The 17,057-nt window shown below is 65.2% G+C and carries 17 protein-coding genes; 13 read left to right on the top strand and 4 right to left on the bottom strand.

The features are described 5' to 3' along the window. Positions 1 to 917: 917 nt before the first annotated feature. Together P9220_RS13510 and P9220_RS13505 are read left to right on the top strand one after the other, a co-directional pair. Complete coding sequence (locus P9220_RS13510; RefSeq protein WP_309765315.1) at positions 918 to 2,669, top strand: ABC transporter permease subunit; 1,752 nt, start codon at positions 918 to 920, stop codon at positions 2,667 to 2,669. A 12-nt stretch (positions 2,670 to 2,681) separates the two neighbouring features. Further along, positions 2,682 to 4,052, top strand: coding sequence for a nitrate/sulfonate/bicarbonate ABC transporter ATP-binding protein (locus tag P9220_RS13505; RefSeq protein ID WP_309765314.1), 1,371 nt, complete (start codon positions 2,682 to 2,684; stop codon positions 4,050 to 4,052). Positions 4,053 to 4,157: 105 nt separating this feature from the next. Here P9220_RS13505 and P9220_RS13500 read toward each other — a convergent pair whose 3' ends face one another. From P9220_RS13500 to P9220_RS13490, 3 genes are all read right to left on the bottom strand, one after another. Beyond that, positions 4,158 to 4,682 carry a hypothetical protein gene (locus P9220_RS13500; protein ID WP_309765497.1) on the bottom strand — a complete coding sequence of 175 codons (525 nt, stop codon included), beginning with the start codon at positions 4,680 to 4,682 and terminating at the stop codon, positions 4,158 to 4,160. Continuing rightward, positions 4,679 to 5,233: a hypothetical protein gene (locus P9220_RS13495; RefSeq protein ID WP_309765313.1), complete on the bottom strand. Its 555-nt coding sequence runs from the start codon at positions 5,231 to 5,233 to the stop codon at positions 4,679 to 4,681. Before P9220_RS13495 ends, P9220_RS13500 begins: the two co-directional genes overlap by 4 nt. Before the next feature lie 271 nt (positions 5,234 to 5,504). After that, complete coding sequence (locus P9220_RS13490) at positions 5,505 to 6,572, bottom strand: sigma-54 dependent transcriptional regulator (RefSeq protein ID WP_309765312.1); 1,068 nt, start codon at positions 6,570 to 6,572, stop codon at positions 5,505 to 5,507. Between the two features lie 623 nt (positions 6,573 to 7,195). On the opposite strand from P9220_RS13490, the gene P9220_RS13485 reads away from it, so the two are divergent. The 9 genes from P9220_RS13485 to P9220_RS13445 all read left to right on the top strand — a co-directional run bounded on the left by P9220_RS13485 (position 7,196) and on the right by P9220_RS13445 (position 13,978). Further along, positions 7,196 to 7,558: a hypothetical protein gene (locus tag P9220_RS13485; protein WP_309765311.1), complete on the top strand. Its 363-nt coding sequence runs from the start codon at positions 7,196 to 7,198 to the stop codon at positions 7,556 to 7,558. Between the two features lie 84 nt (positions 7,559 to 7,642). Further along, complete coding sequence (locus P9220_RS13480; RefSeq protein ID WP_309765310.1) at positions 7,643 to 7,960, top strand: DUF883 family protein; 318 nt, start codon at positions 7,643 to 7,645, stop codon at positions 7,958 to 7,960. Between the two features lie 39 nt (positions 7,961 to 7,999). Then, on the top strand, positions 8,000 to 8,209 hold the full coding sequence (locus P9220_RS13475; RefSeq protein ID WP_309765309.1) for a hypothetical protein: 210 nt from the start codon (positions 8,000 to 8,002) through the stop codon (positions 8,207 to 8,209). A gap of 351 nt (positions 8,210 to 8,560) precedes the next feature. Continuing rightward, positions 8,561 to 9,964 carry a sigma-54 dependent transcriptional regulator gene (locus tag P9220_RS13470; protein WP_309765308.1) on the top strand — a complete coding sequence of 468 codons (1,404 nt, stop codon included), beginning with the start codon at positions 8,561 to 8,563 and terminating at the stop codon, positions 9,962 to 9,964. A 201-nt stretch (positions 9,965 to 10,165) separates the two neighbouring features. After that, on the top strand, positions 10,166 to 10,366 hold the full coding sequence (locus P9220_RS13465; RefSeq protein WP_309765307.1) for a hypothetical protein: 201 nt from the start codon (positions 10,166 to 10,168) through the stop codon (positions 10,364 to 10,366). Positions 10,367 to 10,599: 233 nt separating this feature from the next. Then, positions 10,600 to 10,836, top strand: a complete 237-nt coding sequence (locus P9220_RS13460; RefSeq protein ID WP_309765306.1) for a hypothetical protein — start codon at positions 10,600 to 10,602, stop codon at positions 10,834 to 10,836. A gap of 191 nt (positions 10,837 to 11,027) precedes the next feature. Beyond that, positions 11,028 to 12,476 carry an alpha,alpha-trehalose-phosphate synthase (UDP-forming) gene (gene otsA / locus P9220_RS13455; RefSeq protein ID WP_309765305.1) on the top strand — a complete coding sequence of 483 codons (1,449 nt, stop codon included), beginning with the start codon at positions 11,028 to 11,030 and terminating at the stop codon, positions 12,474 to 12,476. Positions 12,477 to 12,590: 114 nt separating this feature from the next. Further along, the gene (locus tag P9220_RS13450) at positions 12,591 to 12,944 is read left to right on the top strand and encodes a chemotaxis protein (protein ID WP_404980402.1); all 354 of its coding nucleotides are present in this window, start codon (positions 12,591 to 12,593) and stop codon (positions 12,942 to 12,944) included. A 125-nt stretch (positions 12,945 to 13,069) separates the two neighbouring features. Beyond that, positions 13,070 to 13,978, top strand: coding sequence for a YihY/virulence factor BrkB family protein (locus P9220_RS13445; RefSeq protein WP_309765304.1), 909 nt, complete (start codon positions 13,070 to 13,072; stop codon positions 13,976 to 13,978). A 143-nt stretch (positions 13,979 to 14,121) separates the two neighbouring features. Here P9220_RS13445 and P9220_RS13440 read toward each other — a convergent pair whose 3' ends face one another. Further along, positions 14,122 to 15,609: an RNA polymerase factor sigma-54 gene (locus tag P9220_RS13440; protein WP_309765303.1), complete on the bottom strand. Its 1,488-nt coding sequence runs from the start codon at positions 15,607 to 15,609 to the stop codon at positions 14,122 to 14,124. Between the two features lie 516 nt (positions 15,610 to 16,125). Between P9220_RS13440 and P9220_RS13435 the strand changes: the two genes are divergently transcribed. Beyond that, positions 16,126 to 16,470 carry a BON domain-containing protein gene (locus P9220_RS13435; protein WP_309765302.1) on the top strand — a complete coding sequence of 115 codons (345 nt, stop codon included), beginning with the start codon at positions 16,126 to 16,128 and terminating at the stop codon, positions 16,468 to 16,470. A gap of 307 nt (positions 16,471 to 16,777) precedes the next feature. After that, positions 16,778 to 17,014 carry a hypothetical protein gene (locus P9220_RS13430; protein ID WP_309765301.1) on the top strand — a complete coding sequence of 79 codons (237 nt, stop codon included), beginning with the start codon at positions 16,778 to 16,780 and terminating at the stop codon, positions 17,012 to 17,014. The last annotated feature ends 43 nt before the right edge of the window (positions 17,015 to 17,057 follow it).

Genomic DNA, 17,057 nt, shown 5'->3' with positions numbered 1-17,057 from the left:
GCAGCCATCTGCCGCTCGGTGCGCACCGTCGCGGTCATCTCCTGTTGTACCATTCGGTCCGACAGCAGGCCCGCGGCGATCCAGCACGCGAACACGACCAGCGCGAGGCAGAGCGTCGCGATCGCGCGGTGCAGATTGAGCCTGTTCATCATGCGGGTGCGGACGGTCACGCCGCACGCGTCGGGCGGGGGTGAACGGCGCCGCGCGCGGCGGACATGCGGGACGCGCGCCCAGACTCGCCTGCGTCGGCCGAAAACGGGATAATCGCCGGCCTGGCCGCGCCGCTCAGCGGTGCGCGGCGGGCGCATTCATTGCGTCGCGTCAGGGCCGCGGCCGCCGTTCTTGCATACGCACCGGGCCGGGCGATGCGGCTGAAGCAGTCTCTCGGGTCTGTCGGACGGCCTTCCGACTCGAATTTGGCGTCACGCATTGCATCGGCGCTCAATTTATTGTTTGTGGTAAGCCAAGATTGGACGATGTTTTTTGTCGTCTATCAAGCGCCTTCTCGTCGTGGGCGACGTCTGTCCAACACAACGCCATGCCGCGCCGCCGTGCCCGCGCCGGGCGTCTTGCCCTGGCTGGCGGTCTTCGGGTGCGCCGGATCGCCGTTGCACGGACACCGACGCCCGGGAGAGCCGCACCTTCATTTTTGCCTTCGTCGTGCCGAAGAGCAACAGAAGCATCGCACGAATGGGCGAAGTACGGGAGGAGAGGTTGTGCCTGTCATCGTGCATGGTGTAGTGTCGCTCGGTTCGGCGCGCCGCATCTGTAGTCGATTCGGCGGCGAGCCGCGTTGAATGTCAGGGCGCGGAGCAGCGGCCAACGGGAGGCCTCCGACCCGCGCGACGGCGCTGGCCGTCTCGAGCATGACCCGCGCCACGCGCGGCTGGAACAAAGCCTTACGGGGAGGGCCTTGAATGGAATTTGGTTTCAATCTGAATCGCACGGCGAATGCGTCGGCGTGGCGGCTCCTGCCCAACCGGTGGGACTTCGTCGCCTTCCCGATGATCATCTGCATCATCGCGCTCGCCGCCGTCGGTTTTCATGAGACCCTCGCGCCGATCTCGACGCTCGAGACGCAGGCCATCTCCCTCGACCCCGCGAATCTTCCCGAATACGCGTTGCGCACGACCTTGCGGATGCTGGCCGCAATGGTCGCCTCGCTCGTCTTCACGCTCGTCTATGGCACGCTCGCCGCGAAGAGCCGGCGCGCGTCCATCGTGCTCGTGCCGATTCTCGACATCCTCCAGTCGGTGCCGGTGCTCGGCTATATCTCGTTTACCGTCACCTTCTTTCTCGCGCTGTTCCCCGGCCGCGTGATCGGCGCGGAATGCGCGGCGATCTTCGCGATCTTCACGAGCCAGGCGTGGAACATGACGTTCAGCTTCTATCAGTCGCTGCGCACGGTGCCGCGCGACCTGGACGAAGTGTCGCGCGGCTTTCATCTCACCAACTGGCAACGCTTCTGGAAGCTCGAAGTGCCGTTTTCGATGCCGGGCCTCATCTGGAACATGATGATGTCGATGTCGGGCGGCTGGTTTTTCGTCGTCGCGTCCGAGGCGATCACGGTCGGCAACCGCACGGTGGTGCTGCCGGGCATCGGCGCGTACCTGGCGGCGGCCATCGGCGAGCGCAATCTCGGCGCGATCGGCTGGGTGATCCTTGCGATGACCATCGTGATTCTCGCGTATGACCAGTTGATGTTCCGCCCGCTCGTCGCGTGGGCGGACAAGTTCCGCATGGAAAACACGAGTTCGGGCAACGCGCCGGCATCGTGGCTGCTCGACCTCATTCGCCGCACGCGGCTGATTCACCGCCTGCTCGTGCCGGCCGGATGGCTGCTCTCGAAGGCGGCGCGCGTGCCGATCCGCCTGCCGTCGATCCAGCGCGTGCGGCTGCCGTTGCGCGCGCCCGTGCCGTCCACGCGCGCGGGCGACATCGCGTGGGGCGCGGTCGTGCTGCTGCTGACCGTGTTCGTCGTGTGGAAAGTGGTCTCGTTCGTCGCGACGGGCGTCACGTGGGGCGAAGTGGGCCATGTGTTCCTGCTCGGCTTTCTCACGCTGATCCGCGTCGTCGTGCTGATCGCGATTGCTTCGATCGTGTGGGTGCCGGTGGGCGTGCTGATCGGGCTGCGTCCCGCGCTCGCCGAGAAGTTCCAGCCGCTCGCGCAGTTCCTCGCGGCGTTTCCGGCGAACCTGCTGTTTCCGGTATTCGTCGTGGCGATCGTGCGCTGGCATCTGAATCCGGACATCTGGCTGTCGCCGCTGATCGTGCTCGGGACGCAGTGGTATATCCTGTTCAACGTGATCGCGGGCGCGTCGGCCTATCCGAACGATTATCGAGAAGCCGCGACCAACTTCCAGATTCGCGGCTGGCAGTGGTGGAAGAAGGCCATGCTGCCCGGCATCTTCCCTTACTACATCACCGGCGCGATCACCGCGTCGGGCGGCGCGTGGAACGCGAGCATCGTCGCGGAGGCGGTGTCGTGGGGCGATACCCGCGTCGTCGCGCACGGCCTTGGCGCGTACATCGCGCAGACCACCGCCAATGGCGATTACCCGAAGATCATTCTCGGCATCGCCGTGATGTCGCTCTTCGTGACGTTGTTCAACCGATTGTTGTGGCGTCCGCTGTACGCCTACGCCGAAGCCAGGCTTCGACTGGATTAAGGACGAGTTCCGATGCAGAACCTCAAGAACACGCAGACGCCCGGCGCGCAGACCGTTTCGCGCACGGGCGCGGCCGCTGCGCCTGCGAAGCCGCCGCGTCCCGGCGCGGAAATCCTGCGCGTGCAGAACGTGAGCCGCGGCTTCAACAAGACGCAGGGCGAACTGCTCGTGCTCGACGACGCGAACCTGGCCCTGCGCGAAGGCGAAATCGTCGGACTGCTGGGGCGTTCAGGCTCGGGGAAATCGACCTTGCTGCGGATCATCGCCGGACTGATCGAGCCGACCGCCGGCGAAGTGACCTACCTGAACGAGCCGTTGCGCGGCCCCGCGAAGGGTGTCGCGATGGTGTTCCAGACCTTCGCGCTCTTTCCGTGGCTGACCGTGCTGCAGAACGTCGAAGCGGGGCTGGAAGCGCAGGGCGTGGGCGCGCGCGAGCGCCGCGAACGCGCGCTGGCCGCGATCGATCTGATCGGTCTCGACGGCTTCGAAAACGCCTATCCGCGCGAACTGTCGGGCGGCATGCGCCAGCGCGTGGGGTTTGCGCGCGCGCTCGTCGTCGATCCGACGCTGCTGCTGATGGACGAGCCGTTCTCCGCGCTCGACGTGCTGACCGCCGAAAACCTGCGCACGGATCTGCTCGACCTGTGGACGCAGGGCCGGCTGCCGATCAAATCGGTGCTGATCGTCACGCACAACATCGAGGAAGCGGTGTTCATGTGCGATCGCATTCTGGTGCTGTCGTCCAATCCGGGCCGCGTGATGGCCGAAATCAAGGTGCCGTTCAAGCATCCGCGCAACCGGCTCGATCCGGCGTTCCGGCGGCTCGTCGACGACATCTACGCGAAGATGACGGCGCGCCAGCTCGACGAATCGAAGCGGAAGGGGCTGGAGCTGGGAAGCTGGCTGCCGTCGGTATCGACCAACCTGATGGCGGGTCTCATCGAAACGCTGGCTGCGGAGCCGTATCACGGGCGCGCGGACATGCCGGAAATCGCGCGGTCGCTGCATCTCGAAGTGGACGATCTGTTCCCGATTGCCGAAGTGCTCCAGCATCTCGGCTTCGCGGACGTGCGCGAGGGCGACATTTACCTGACGCCGCAGGCGCGCGTCTTCGCGGAATTCGGCACGCAGGAACGCAAGATGATGTTCGCGGAGCATCTGCTGCGGCATGTGCCGCTTGCCGCGCGAATCAAGAAGGTGCTCAACGAGCGGCCGGGGCATCGGGCGCCGCGCGTGCGTTTCGAGCAGGAACTGGAGGACTTTCTCTCCGACAAGGCCGCGCAGGAGACGCTCGACGCGGTTATCGACTGGGGACGGTACGGGGAGATTTTCTCGTACAACGATCAGACGGAGATGCTGAGTCTGGAGGACGTGGAAGGTTGACGTCTCGCTTCGACTCGACGAAAAAGCGCGGTGACCGGGAACGGCGCCGCGCTTTTTGCATTGGCCTTCGCCGCGGATGGCGCTTCGTTTGCGCGCCTTTCGTCGCTACTGCAGATTTCCCCAGCGCTCGACGGCAGGCTCCGCGGACGCCCATTTCCATCCTTCGGTCTGCTTGCAGGCAGTGGCGATGAACCAGTCGGCGTGCGCGTTCGGCTCGTCGCCGTCCGCGACCGAGAACGCGAATTCCTTGCAACTCGCGAGCGCGTTGTCGAACGTGCGCAACACGCGGACTTCGCCGTGGCCGTTTTCAATCGGCAGCGTGTGCTTCACTTTCCACGGCCGCGTCTCGCCGACCGCCGAACCGCCCGCCGCCGCCGCGATCGCCACTTGCTGATCGGTGTGGAGCGACTTCGACACGCGCTTGACGGCTTCGTCGGTCGCGGCCTGCACCGCAATGCCGACGCCGATGCCGATCGCGGGATTCGTCGTCACCGCGCCCGTCGCCACGCCGGCGAGCGCACCGGTCGCCGCGCCGATCGATGCGCACCCGCTCACGGTCGCGCACGCCGCCGCCACGGCGGTCAGCAGCGCGAGGCGCAGCGCCGCCGGATTCGTCAGCCGGACCGTCATTGCAACGAGCCCCAGCGCGGCGTAGCCGGTTCTGCCGACGCCCACTTCCACTTGTTGCCGTCGCGGCAGACGGACGCCACATAGAACGCGCTGTCGGCGGCGCGATCGGTCGTCGCGTCGCGATCCACGGAGAAGACGATTTCCTTGCAGTCGAGCGCGCCGCTGCTGATGGCGCGGCTGACCGTCACGCGGCCTTTCTCGTCTGCTTCGAGCGGCACCGAGTGAACCGCGACCCACGGCGCAACCGCGCCGACGGCGAGCGGGCCGGCAGCGGCGGCGATCTTGTCCTGGGTGTCGGTGTGAATGACGCGTTGCGTGTACTGCACGCCCGCGCGCGCCGCCGCGACCGCGCCGAGGCCGATGCCCGTGGCCACTGCCGCGTTGTCCGTCACCTTCGCGGCGACAGCCGCGCCCGCGATACCCGCGCCCGCCGTCGCGCCTTCACTGTAGAGCGAGTTGCACCCGCTCAAGGTCAGACACGCAATGGCGCCGGACACGATCGCGGTGAGCGCGGCGACGCGTCGGCCGCGCCGGGGGACACAGATCTGCATGTTGCTTGTTCCTTCGTCTGCCGTTTCTTGGCGCTGCGATCGAACGCACGCGGCTAAATTCTTCTTGCGATTCAACGCCCGCGAATGCCGTGACGACGCGAAGGCGCGGCGCACCGCAGGCATCGCGCATTTTGAAGCAAGCTTCTAATAACCGGTGCCGGAAAATTGCAAGAAATTGCAAGCGGGCGGAACGCGTTGCACGCCGCGTAACGTCGACCGTGTCAGCCAGGACCGGCGGCGACGCGAACGTCCGGTCCCGAGCCGCCGCGGATCAGCTTTCGCTGGACGAAGAGGGCGTGTCGCCGCCCTCGCTGTCCTCGTTCTCATAGGCGCCGAGGCGGTTGTACAAGGTCTTGAGGCTGACGCCGAGCGCCTTTGCCGCGCGTCGCTTGTCGCCGCCGCAATGCTTGAGCGTGCCGAGGATGATCTGCTTTTGCGCATCGGCGAGCGGCGTGCCGACCCAGACGTTCATCGCGTCGCCCTGCGTGATGGGCTTCTTCACGCGCGATGCCAGATGCGGATGCGCGATCTCCACGGTCTTCTCCGCGAGAATGAACGCGCGATACACCGTGTTCTTCAGCTCGCGGACGTTGCCGGGCCACGAATACGTGCGCAGCACGTCGAGCGCGCGCTTGCTGAACGCCTTGTTCGTGCCTTCCTGCGCGTTCATCTCGGCCAGAAAGTGCTGCGCGAGCAGTTCGCGGTCGGCGTCGCGTTCGCGCAGCGGCGGCGCGCGCAGCGGAAAGACGGCGAGGCGATACATCAGGTCCTCGCGCAGCCCGTTCTCCTTCACGGCGGCGACCGGGTCCCGATTGGTGGCGGCGATCACGCGCACATCGGAACTGATGAGATCGTTGCCGCCGACGCGAAAGAACGTGCCGGTTTCGAGCGCCCGCAGCAGCTTGACCTGCCGGACCGGCGACATCTCGGTCACTTCGTCGAGAAAGAGCGTGCCGCCATTCGCGTGCTCGAAGTAACCGACGCGCCCCTGCACCGCGCCCGTGAAGCTGCCTTTCTCGTGGCCGAACAGTTCGGCTTCGATCAGGTTGTCGGGAATCGCACCGCAGTTCACTGCGATGAAGGGCGCGTCCTTGCGCGCGCTCTGATCGTGAATCGTGCGCGCGACGAGTTCCTTGCCGGTGCCGGACTCGCCGATGATGAGCGCCGTGGCATCCGTCCCCGCGACGCGCTCGATCTGCGAGTACAGCTCGAGCATCACGGGCGACGAGCCGTACAGCAGTCCGTAAGACTTCAAACCCGGCACATCGCCCGCAGTGCGCTTCTTCTGCGCGGGTGTATCGCCTGCGACGAGCGGCGGGTCAAGATCGGTTGACGCCATAGGTCCTGATGGTTCCTGAGTTCTGCGAATGTGGTTGGGCGGGCGGCCGCGCAGCATCGGTCCATACGGTCGATAGAGGCGCGCCGCCGAAGCGGGCAGGGGCGCAAAACGCGGTGCACGCGGGCCTCGGGCCGCAAATCGTGCTGTGACTTCCTCGCGCGGCATGACGCACGCGCCGTGGTGACCGTCCGCTTCAGCGATGACGCGCTGGCGCTGCTGTCCTGCTCGCGATGGCGGTGAGCCGGTTCCTCTCTATGCGTCGGTCCAGAGCCGCGCGGCGCGCATCGCACGTTAAATTGCCGCGTTCCTCGTGCTTCGCCGTCGGCGACTCTATCTCATAAACGCTATTTAACCATTCGCAACGATATTGCGGCAATCCGCTCTTGAAGGCCCGAGGGCAAATTGTCTGATTGCCCGCGACGGCGGCGGGCGCTTCCGGAAAGGTTCGCCCTCTGCGCCGCGAAATTACAAGCCGACGGCGTAAGACTTACCCGCGAACGCGTTGTCCGACGGCGTGCGGCTGCTCATGCTGCCTGGCACGATTGCTGCTCTTTGCTGTGCATCCTTATTCGAATGCCCGGGACCGTGGCGAAACACAGGGCAGCGCGAGAGGCCGACACATCATGGAAGACATTTTCGAATTCGATATCGCCGTACGCGACAGCCGCGTTTCAGCTGGCGCCGCACGCTCCGCGCGAGGCGGCCGCACTCGCCCGCCCGGCGATGGGAAGGAACTCGCGGCGGGCGAGGCGATCGACATCTATCACTGGGCCGCGGTCGCGCTGGTGACGGCGCTGATGTGCGCGGTGCTCGGCTACGCGGCGGGCACGCCGGCGCTGGCGCGCGCGGCGAACGTGACGAGCCTCGTGTTCGGCGTGGCGGGCGGCATGTTGACGGCGAGCGGCATCGTGCGCCGCCTGCGCGCCCGGCTGACGGCGACCGGCGCGCACGAACCGTTGACGGTGTCCGTTGCCGAAACTCGGTAACCGCAATGACCGCAATGACCGCAATAACCGCAATAACCGCTGAATCAACCCGGAGTGGCAAACCCAATGTGGAGGACTGATTCCATGAGTCATACGACTGTCCAGCTTGCGTTGGGCAAGCAGAAGATCATCGAGGACATCAAGGTGCTGCTCAACGACTCGGAAGAGTTGCTGCGGCTGTCGGCGACGCTGCCGGGCGAGGGCGTCGAAGCGCTGCGCTCGCGCCTGCGCGATCACACCGACACCGCTCGCGCCGCGCTGGAGGATGCCCAGGCGAACGCGCAAAGCCGCTATCGCGCGGGGATCGACTGCACCGAGAAGTACGTGCGCGAGAACCCGTGGAACTCGCTGGGTATGGCAGCCGCTGCCGGCTTCCTGCTCGCCGTCCTGATCTCGCGCTGACCTGACATCGAATCTCAATAACGACAGGAGAAACACGAAATGGCACGTTCTTCAATCGGAGTGTTCGGGGCGCTGTTCGCTGTCGGCAGCGTGCTCGCCTGGAAGTGGATGCAGTCGCAGGACGGCACGGCGCGCCGTCTGGGACGCGATGGGGGTCGCACCGTGTCCTCGTCGCGGCGGCGCTCGGCGGTGAAGGGCGACGAAGTCGTCGGCGGCACGGCTGACGCCTGGCACTTCCCGCGCAGCTGATCGCCGCCGGGCCGTTGAACGGCTCGACCGCAACGATACGACGCACCACGATGCAGACGCACGCCGCCCGGCGTGCGTTTTTATCTTAATAAACCCTTATAATCGAGAAACCTCTGCCATAAGTGCCCTATCAGTGGCCTATAAGCGGCCTGATTGGCAATACTTACGGCGGCAGCCCCCAAGCGTGCGGAAGTTTCGGAAATTATTTTATTTTCTGCGCCTTAACCGGTTCGTCAGCCCTGACGCCCGGCCGCAAGACGCACCGGCCCGGACGGCGTCCCGCCGCCCGGAGACGACCACGCCGCCACGCGGTGTGTGACCCTGAAACGCTTTGGAAGAATTCGAGACGCAATGCCACACGTATTGATTGTCGATGACGATCCCAGTACCCGCGAGGCGCTAGCCGCGATCATCGGCGAAGATGGACTGACGACAGCCACCGCCAGCGATTTGCGCGAGGCGCGCATCCAGCTCGTGAGGCAGACGCCGGACGTCGTGTTCACGGACCTCAAGCTGCCTGACGGCACGGGCGTCGACCTTTTCGAGGATCTCGATCCGCGCTCGGGCGTGGAAGTGATCGTCATCACCGGACACGCGACCGTCGAGTCGGCTGTGAGCGCGCTCAAGATGGGCGCGACCGACTATCTGGTCAAGCCGATCAACATGCAGCGCGTCAAGGCCATCCTGTCGCGCCTGCCGCGCGCCGGCGACCTCAAGGCGGAAATCGGCACCTTGCGCGGCGAGTTGCGCCGCATGGGCCGCTTCGGCCTGATGCTCGGCAATTCGCCGGCGATGCAGACCGTCTACGACCAGGTTGGCCGTGTCGCGCCGACGGCGGCATCGGTGCTGCTGATCGGCGAATCGGGTACCGGCAAGGAAGTCGCGGCGCAGACGCTGCACGAGCTGAGCCTGCGTCGCAAGCATTCGTTCATCGCGGTGAACTGCGGCGCGATCTCGCCGAACCTGATCGAATCCGAAATGTTCGGGCACGAGCGCGGGTCGTTCACCGGCGCGGATCGTCAGCACAAGGGCTATTTCGAACGCGCGAACGGCGGCACGCTGTTCCTCGACGAAATCACCGAAATGCCGATCGAGCTGCAGGTCAAGCTGCTCCGCGTGCTGGAAACCGGCATGTTCATGCGCGTCGGCACGACGAAGGAACTCGAAACGGACGTACGCCTGATCGCCGCGACCAACCGCGATCCGGAGCAGGCTGTGCTGGAAGGCAAGCTGCGCCTCGACCTGTACCACCGGCTGAACGTGTTTCCGATCAACCTGCCGCCGCTTCGCGAGCGCGGCAAGGACGTCGAACTGCTGGGGCAGGCGTTCCTCGACGAACTGAACGCCCGTTACAACACGCGCAAGGACTTTCCGCCGGCCGTGCGGGACATGCTCGCGTCGTACAACTGGCCGGGCAACGTGCGCGAACTGAAGAACTACGTTCAGCGCGCATACATCATGTCGGGGTCCGACTCGGACAGCACCGCGACCGTGCCGCTGCAAATTTCGCTGTCGAAGCCATCGGCGGGCACGGCGGTGACGATTCCGTTCGGCACGTCGCTCGCGCAAGCCGACCGGCAACTGATTCTCGCGACGCTCGAGCAGTGCGGCGGCGTCAAGACGCGCGCGGCGGAAATTCTCGGCATCAGCCTCAAGACGCTCTATAACCGGCTCGTGGAATACGGCGAGGACGCGAACAAGGCGGCTGTCGGCGAAGGCGTCGACCCGAGCGACTCGGACAGCGAAAATACCTGATCTTCGGTTATCTTCACACGAAAATAACGCCCGCTGCTTGCAAAAGCGCGGGCGTTTTTGTTGGCAGGCGCGCTTTCAGCAACCATAATGGGGTCGATGGACGCGGAGCGAATCAGGAAAAGCGGAACGCGCCTTGCGTGACCGTACGTGCATGCGTCGCTGACGGATGCATCCACGACACAAGACCGCAAGGAGCCCGCCATGTCCGATTTCGACCGCGCGCCCATTAGTGCGCAGACGCCCCAGCCGCCGGACCCGCCGGTGACGCCGCCCGATCAGCCGCCGCCGACTCCGATCCCGCCCGATACGAATCCGGACCCGACGCGCGATCCCCCCGAGCAGCCGATGCAGCCGATCGGCGACCCGCCGCCGGGACCGGGCGACGCGCCTCCCGTGGCCTGAGCGCACCGGCGTCTTCCGGACCGATTCACCGAAATTCGTGCAAGCCTGAATAAGTTTTCAATTCCGAAGGTAGGGATTACAACGAATGACGCAAGAATGACCGGCGGCGCTGTCGCCGCCGGTTCTTTTTTCTGAGAGCGCGCCTGGGTCCACTGCTTTCGCAGGCAGCGGGCAGGCGCATCGGTCTGACGCCGCCGAGGTCCATTCACGACGGCCTTCTTTCTGGAGGCACCATGAGGCATCCCGCACTTCGACGCTCCGCGCGTCACTCGTCCAAACGCGAAGCACGCGCCGAAGCGGCCAAGAACGGCACGGCGCAGAGCGCGTCGCCGCCGCCCGCCGAACACGACCCCGCCGGCCAGAACCGCCCCGCGCCTGGCGCTCCTCCCGATGGCGAGCACAACCAGGGCGGCGTGCGTCGCGAGGGCATCGACTATCAGCGCGATCTCGGCTCCGAGCAGGACGCCTGAATGCCGCGTCTGCGCGGCGCATCCGGCACAGCAAGAAAGTTCGACGCCGCGGCCTCGCGCCGCGCGTTTCCGTTCGTCCGTAACATCCCGATACGAATTTATGAATCGGATCATGCGCAAAACGGCATAGGATTTGCATTCCCCAAGGCGTCCATTCGGGCATGCAACGACAACTGAGAGGTGAGCCTGTAATGAGCAGATTGATCGTGGTATCGAATCGCGTCGCGCCGGTTCAGGAGGGCAAGCCCAGCGCGGGCGGTCTCGCTATCGGCGTGCTGGATGCGCTCAAGGAGACGGGCGGCGTATGGTTTGGCTGGAGCGGGGAAATCGTCGGCGAAGCGGCTGCGCCGGTCGTCGAAAAGAACGGCAATGTCACGTATGCGACCGTCGGACTAACGCGCCGCGATTATGACCAGTACTACCGCGGCTTCTCGAACGCCACGCTGTGGCCGACCTTCCACTATCGCAACGACCTGTCGCGCTTCGATCGCGAGGAATTCGCCGGCTACATGCGCGTCAACGCGACGCTCGCCGCGAAGCTGAAGACGCTGCTGCAGCCCGACGACATCATCTGGGTTCACGACTATCACATGCTGCCGTTCGCGCAGGAGCTGCGCAAGATCGGCGTGACGAACCCTGTCGGCTTCTTCCTGCATATTCCGTTTCCGGTGCCCGAAGTCATGCGCACCGTGCCGCCGCACGAAGAACTGATGACCGCGATGTGCCAATACGATGTCGTCGGCTTCCAGACGGACAGCGACAAGCAGTCGTTCGTCGATTACATCGAGCGCAGCGGCCGCGGCCATGCGAGCGAGGACGGCATGCTGCAGGCATTCGGCCGCATGCTGAAAGTCGGCGCGTATCCGATCGGCATCTATCCGGATGCGATCGCCAAGGCCGCCGAGCAATTCTCCAGCCGCAAGCAGGTCAAGAGCCTGCGCGACAGCATGCGGGGCCGCAAGCTCATCATGAGCGTGGATCGCCTCGATTATTCGAAGGGCCTCGTCGAGCGGTTCCAGGCGTTCGAGCGGCTGCTGCTGAACGCGCCGGGCTGGCATGGGCGCGTGTCGCTCGTGCAGATCGCCCCGCCGACGCGCTCCGACGTGCAGACGTACCAGCGCATTCGCCAGAACCTGGAAGGCGAGGCGGGGCGCATCAACGGGCGGTTTGCGCAACTCGACTGGACGCCGATCCAGTACCTGAACCGCAAGTACGAACGCAATCTGCTGATGGCGTTGTTCCGTCTCTCGCAGGTCGGCTATGTGACGCCGTTGCGCGACGGCATGAATCTCGTCGCGAAGGAGTACGTCGCGTCGCAGGATCCGGCCGATCCGGGCGCGCTCGTGCTGTCGCAGTTCGCGGGCGCGGCGGATCAGCTGCCGGGGGCGCTCGTCGTCAATCCGTTCGATCTGTCGCAGATGTCCGAAGCGCTGGAGCGCGCGTTGTCGATGCCGCTTCCCGAGCGGCAGGCCCGCCACGCCGACATGATGGCGCCGTTGCGCGAGAACAATCTCTCCGTGTGGCGTGACTCGTTCCTGTCCGACTTGCGCAGTGTCGCCACGGCGACGTCCGTCACGGAAAAGACCGTGAAGACGGTGAAGCAGGGCGCAGCGACGGCGAAGCGCGCCGCCCGCGCGTGAAGCTCGTCGTTCGCCGATGCCCCGCGTATCGCAAGAACGCGGGGCATTTTTTCGCGCATGGAACGCGGAACGGGTCTTGCGTTCCCCTCATCGACACAATCGAAGGAGGTCATCATGACGGGAAGCACACTGAATCCGCCGGATGAGGGCGGCGTTGAATGGGGCAAGGGTCACGGCACGGGCGCGCTCGGACCGAGCGATTCATCCGATAGCGGTTCGGACGTGCAAGGCGAAATGCGCCGTCCGGGCGACATCGAAGACGAACTGGACGCCCATGCGCTCGGCCTGTCCGACGCCCAGCTCGACAGCGACACCGACCGCGCCGGCACCGGCGAGGACGCCTCCGCCGACGGCGACAACAACCTCGAAGTCTACGGCGATATCCTGCCCGATCAGGTCGAGGACGAAGACGTGGAGTCGCTGAGCGACGACGGCGCGGACCCGGCCGGCGACGACGAACGCATCTGAAGTCGCTTGCTCGATAACGGAGTCGAGGCGCGTGCGGACGATTTCCGCCCGCGCCTTTTTTACACGCATCGCACGCGGGGACGTTAACATCGGCGCTTGACGCACCACTCGCCCGCTTTCTGCCGATGACCCGCGAAGTCCCGAATCCGTCCGCTCCGCTCGCCGAAGGCCGCACGTCGCGGCTCGGCTGGCTATCGTGGGTCGCCGATCCCGTTACGCAGTGGATTCAGGACCATTGCCTGATGTTCTCGGCGTCGATCTCATTCTTCGCCGCGTTCTCGCTCGCGCCGACGCTCGTCATCGTGATCTCGGTGGCGAGCGTCTTTTTCGGCGCGGATGCCGTGCAGGGCCGCCTCTTCGACGAGATCAGCGGCGTGGTGGGCGCGGATGCCGCTCACGCGCTCGAGGCGATCGTCGCCAACGCATGGCAGGCCGACATGGCGCGGCGCACGGCGGTCTTGTCCATCGCAGGCGTGCTGATCGGCGCGTCGGCGACATTCTCATCGCTGCATAGCGCGCTGAACGTCATCTGGCCGACGCCGGCGGTCAGCACGCGCGACAGCATCTTCGCGATGCTGCGCGTGCGGCTCGTGTCGTTCGGCCTGGTCGTCGGCGCGGGATTGCTCGTGGTCGTGTTGCTCGTGCTCGATGCGCTCGTCGAAGTGCTCGGTCACTGGGCGCTCGGCGACGGCAATCCGTTCGTGGTCCTGTCGACGCTGACGCGCCGCGCGATATCGCTCGCGATGCTGATGCTCGCGTTCTCGGTGCTGCTCAAATTCCTGCCGACGACGCGCATGCGCTGGCGCGATGCCGCGCTCGGCGCCGCTGCGGCCGCGCTGCTGTTCGAGGGCGGCAAGCGGCTCTTCGCGTTCTATTTGCAGCACGCCGGGACGGCGAACATGTTCGGCGCGGCGGGCTCGCTCGCGATCATCCTCATGTGGCTCTATTACTCGGCGGCGGTGTTTCTGCTGGGCGCGGAACTGTCCGCCACGGCGGCGCGCAGGCGCACGCATCGAGAGTCGGGCTGGCGATAGAACGACAGGGCAGCCGTGCCCGCTGAAAAAAAGGCCGCCTGTGAAAAGGCGGCCCTGCAGCTACGCTCCGTTGATCCCGCTCATGCGACTCAGTTGACCGGGTCGTCGCTGAACGCCGGAGCGCCAAAACGCTTCACGGTGCTTCAAGCCTGCCTGCGCAGTTCGGCGGGCGGCACCTTCATCAGATGCCGATACTTCGCCACCGTGCGGCGCGCGACGATCACGCCCTGATCGGCGAGCATCTTCGCGAGGCTCACATCCGACAGCGGGTCGCGCGAGTTTTCCTTCGAGATCATCTCCTTGAGCAGCGCGCGCACCGCTGCGGCCGAGCACGTGCCGCCGCTTTCCGTCGACAGTTCGCGCGGGAAGAAGTGCTTGAACTCGAAGATGCCGCGCGGCGTCGCCATATATTTGTTGCCCGTCGCGCGCGAGATGGTCGATTCGTGCAGACCGAGTTCGTCGGCGACATCGCGCAGCACGAGCGGCTTCAGCGCGATTTCGCCGTAATCGAAGAACGCTTTCTGATGCGAGACGATGCATTCGGCCACGCGCTGAATCGTCGTGAAACGCTGCTGCGCGTTGCGGATCAGCCAGCGCGCTTCCTGCAACTGCTGCGCGAGCGGCGAGCGGCTCGCCCCGGCCGATTGCGCGAACAGTTCCGCGTACATGCGATGGATGCGCGCACGCGGCAGCACCGCCGGGTTGATCGTCACGACCCACTGCTTCTTCACCTGGCGCACGATGACATCGGGCACCACGTAGTTGTCCTCGCTCTGGCCGTAGTTCTCGCCCGGCTTCGGATCGAGACGGCGCACGAGCGCACACGCGATGCGCAGTTCTTCCGCGGTGCAGCCGATCTTCTTCTGCAGCTCCGCCTGTTCGCGGCGTGCGAGACGTTCCAGATGATGCGCGACGATCTCGCGCGCCACATCGCGGCCCGGCGTGTCGGCGGGCATCGCGTCGAGCTGGAGCGTCAGGCATTCCGAAAGATTGCGCGCGCCGACGCCCGGCCTGTCGAGCGACTGCACGAGCTTCAGCGCGATGCTGAGTTCGTCTTCGCTGATGGCGGGCTCGATGTCGACGACGTCCGCGAGTTCGCTCAGTTCCTGGCGCAGATAGCCGTCGTCATCGAGCGCTTCGATGATGAGTTGCGCGACCGCGCGATCGCGGTGGTTCAGCTGATACATGCGCAGCGAATCGTGCAGCGTTTCATGCAGCGACGGCTCGATGCGGACCCAGTCGGCGGGATCGGAGCCTTCGCCGTCGCCGTTGTTGCGCGATGCGCTGCGGCCGAACGGGTCGGACGAGAACTCGCTCATGGAGTCCTCGCGTGAACTGGAGTCGGCGCTGGCTTCGCCGTCCATGCTGGATTCGGCGGCAAGCGGCGCTTCCGTCGCGGTATCGGTGGAAGTCGAAAGCGAGCTGTCGCTCATCGAGTTGCCGTTATCCGCGCCGAGCGCGTTGTCCTCGGTCTGCGATTCGTCGTATTCGAGGAAAGGATTCGTGTCGAGGGCGTTCCGCAGTTCCTGCTGAAATTCCAGCGACGAGAGTTGCAACAGCCGGACGGACTGCTGGAGCCGTGGCGTCAGGGCCAGGCTTTGCTTGGTGCGGAGTTCGAGTGAAGGCGGCATTGCTTGCTAATCCTCGAGTGTTCGTACGTGATCGATATGTTCGCGACCACACTCAGAGCAACGTCCATGCCATCGGCGGCTAAAGCCATGCTTCGACTACGTTTTCGCTTCGGCACAACTCACCGTGAACCGTGCGGACGCGCGCTTTCCACGCCTTTTTTACACGGGTTCAGACAAAAGGAACGCGGGTTGCGCACGGTGCTGCCCGAACTCGCCGAACGTGCGTTGGAGCTTGTCGACGATTTGTCACCGGGCCGGCTGGAGACCGCCCGACAAGGGCGACGAGGCGCAACGAACGCTCGACGAGCGCGACAACCAAGCGATCCGGCACGCTAGTTGCATAAGAATCGATGCGTTCGTGCGGCGACGCGCGGACCAATCGAGGCAACAACGATCGTCACAAAGAAAGCGGGGCGCCTCGTGCGCGTGTGGGCCGTAAGACCTACGGCGAACACGCGGGACAAGTCAGCGTGACAGGGGCGCGCAACACTAAAACTGAAAAGAAGGAGCATTGCCATGAAGACGACTCAATTCCTCAAAGCAGCCGGCGGTATCGCATGTGTGGTGTTCGCGCTGAACGCGGGCGCGCAGACCAACTCGGCGGCGTCCTCGTCGGGCGCAACCGATACCTCGGTCGGCCAGAAGGTCGACGACAGCGCGGTGACCGCAAAGGTCAAGGCCGAGCTGCTTAGCGCGAAGAACGTCCAGTCGACGCACATCCACGTCAAGACGCGCGGGGGCGTCGTCTCGCTGACCGGCACGGTGCCGTCGGCGGAAGACAAGACCGCCGCAGCCGAAGTGGCGAAGGAAGTGTCGGGTGTTGCATCCGTGAAGAACCATCTCAAAATCTCTGCCAAGTAACACGGAAGTGATGGCATAGTTCGTATGCCCGGCTCGCTGAAGGCGGGCCGCGCTCGAAACAGCTGGACCGGAACCCGCGCGGGGTCCGATGATTCCTCGTCGCGGCGAGACATCGGACTTTGGCGCGGGTTCATCGCATCGGGCGGCGTTTTTTGTATCGCCCTTGCTTGCATCAACTGGCACGTGCATCACCTCGCAGCATGTTCGAAACCCTAAAAACGAAGGACGGCCTCAGGTCGTTACTCACAGGCGGCTCACGACGCGTCGTGCATACGGCGCTCGAAGGCCCCGGCAAAAGGAGCTCTTCATGAAGACGAAAAAGATGGCATTGATCGGCGCGCTGGCGCTCGCATTCTCGACGACGGCGTTCGCACAGGCAGCATCGGATGCGGCGGGCGCGGCTGCTCCGGCTTCCGGCGCGCAGACGAAGAAGAGCAAGGGCACGACTCTGCATCAGCAGAACAAGGCGCACAAGCTCAAGGGCGCATCGGCGGCTGCGGCTGCATCCGCGCTCGGCACCAACGACAAGGGACAGCCGCACTGATATCGGTTGCAGCGGCGTCCGACGAACGGCCACGCAAGTGGCC

The sequence above is a fragment of the Caballeronia sp. LZ016 genome (assembly GCF_031450805.1).
Classification (GTDB): domain Bacteria; phylum Pseudomonadota; class Gammaproteobacteria; order Burkholderiales; family Burkholderiaceae; genus Caballeronia.
The sequence above is the reverse complement of the archived record's forward strand: the minus strand, read 5'-3'. Positions and strand labels throughout refer to the sequence as shown.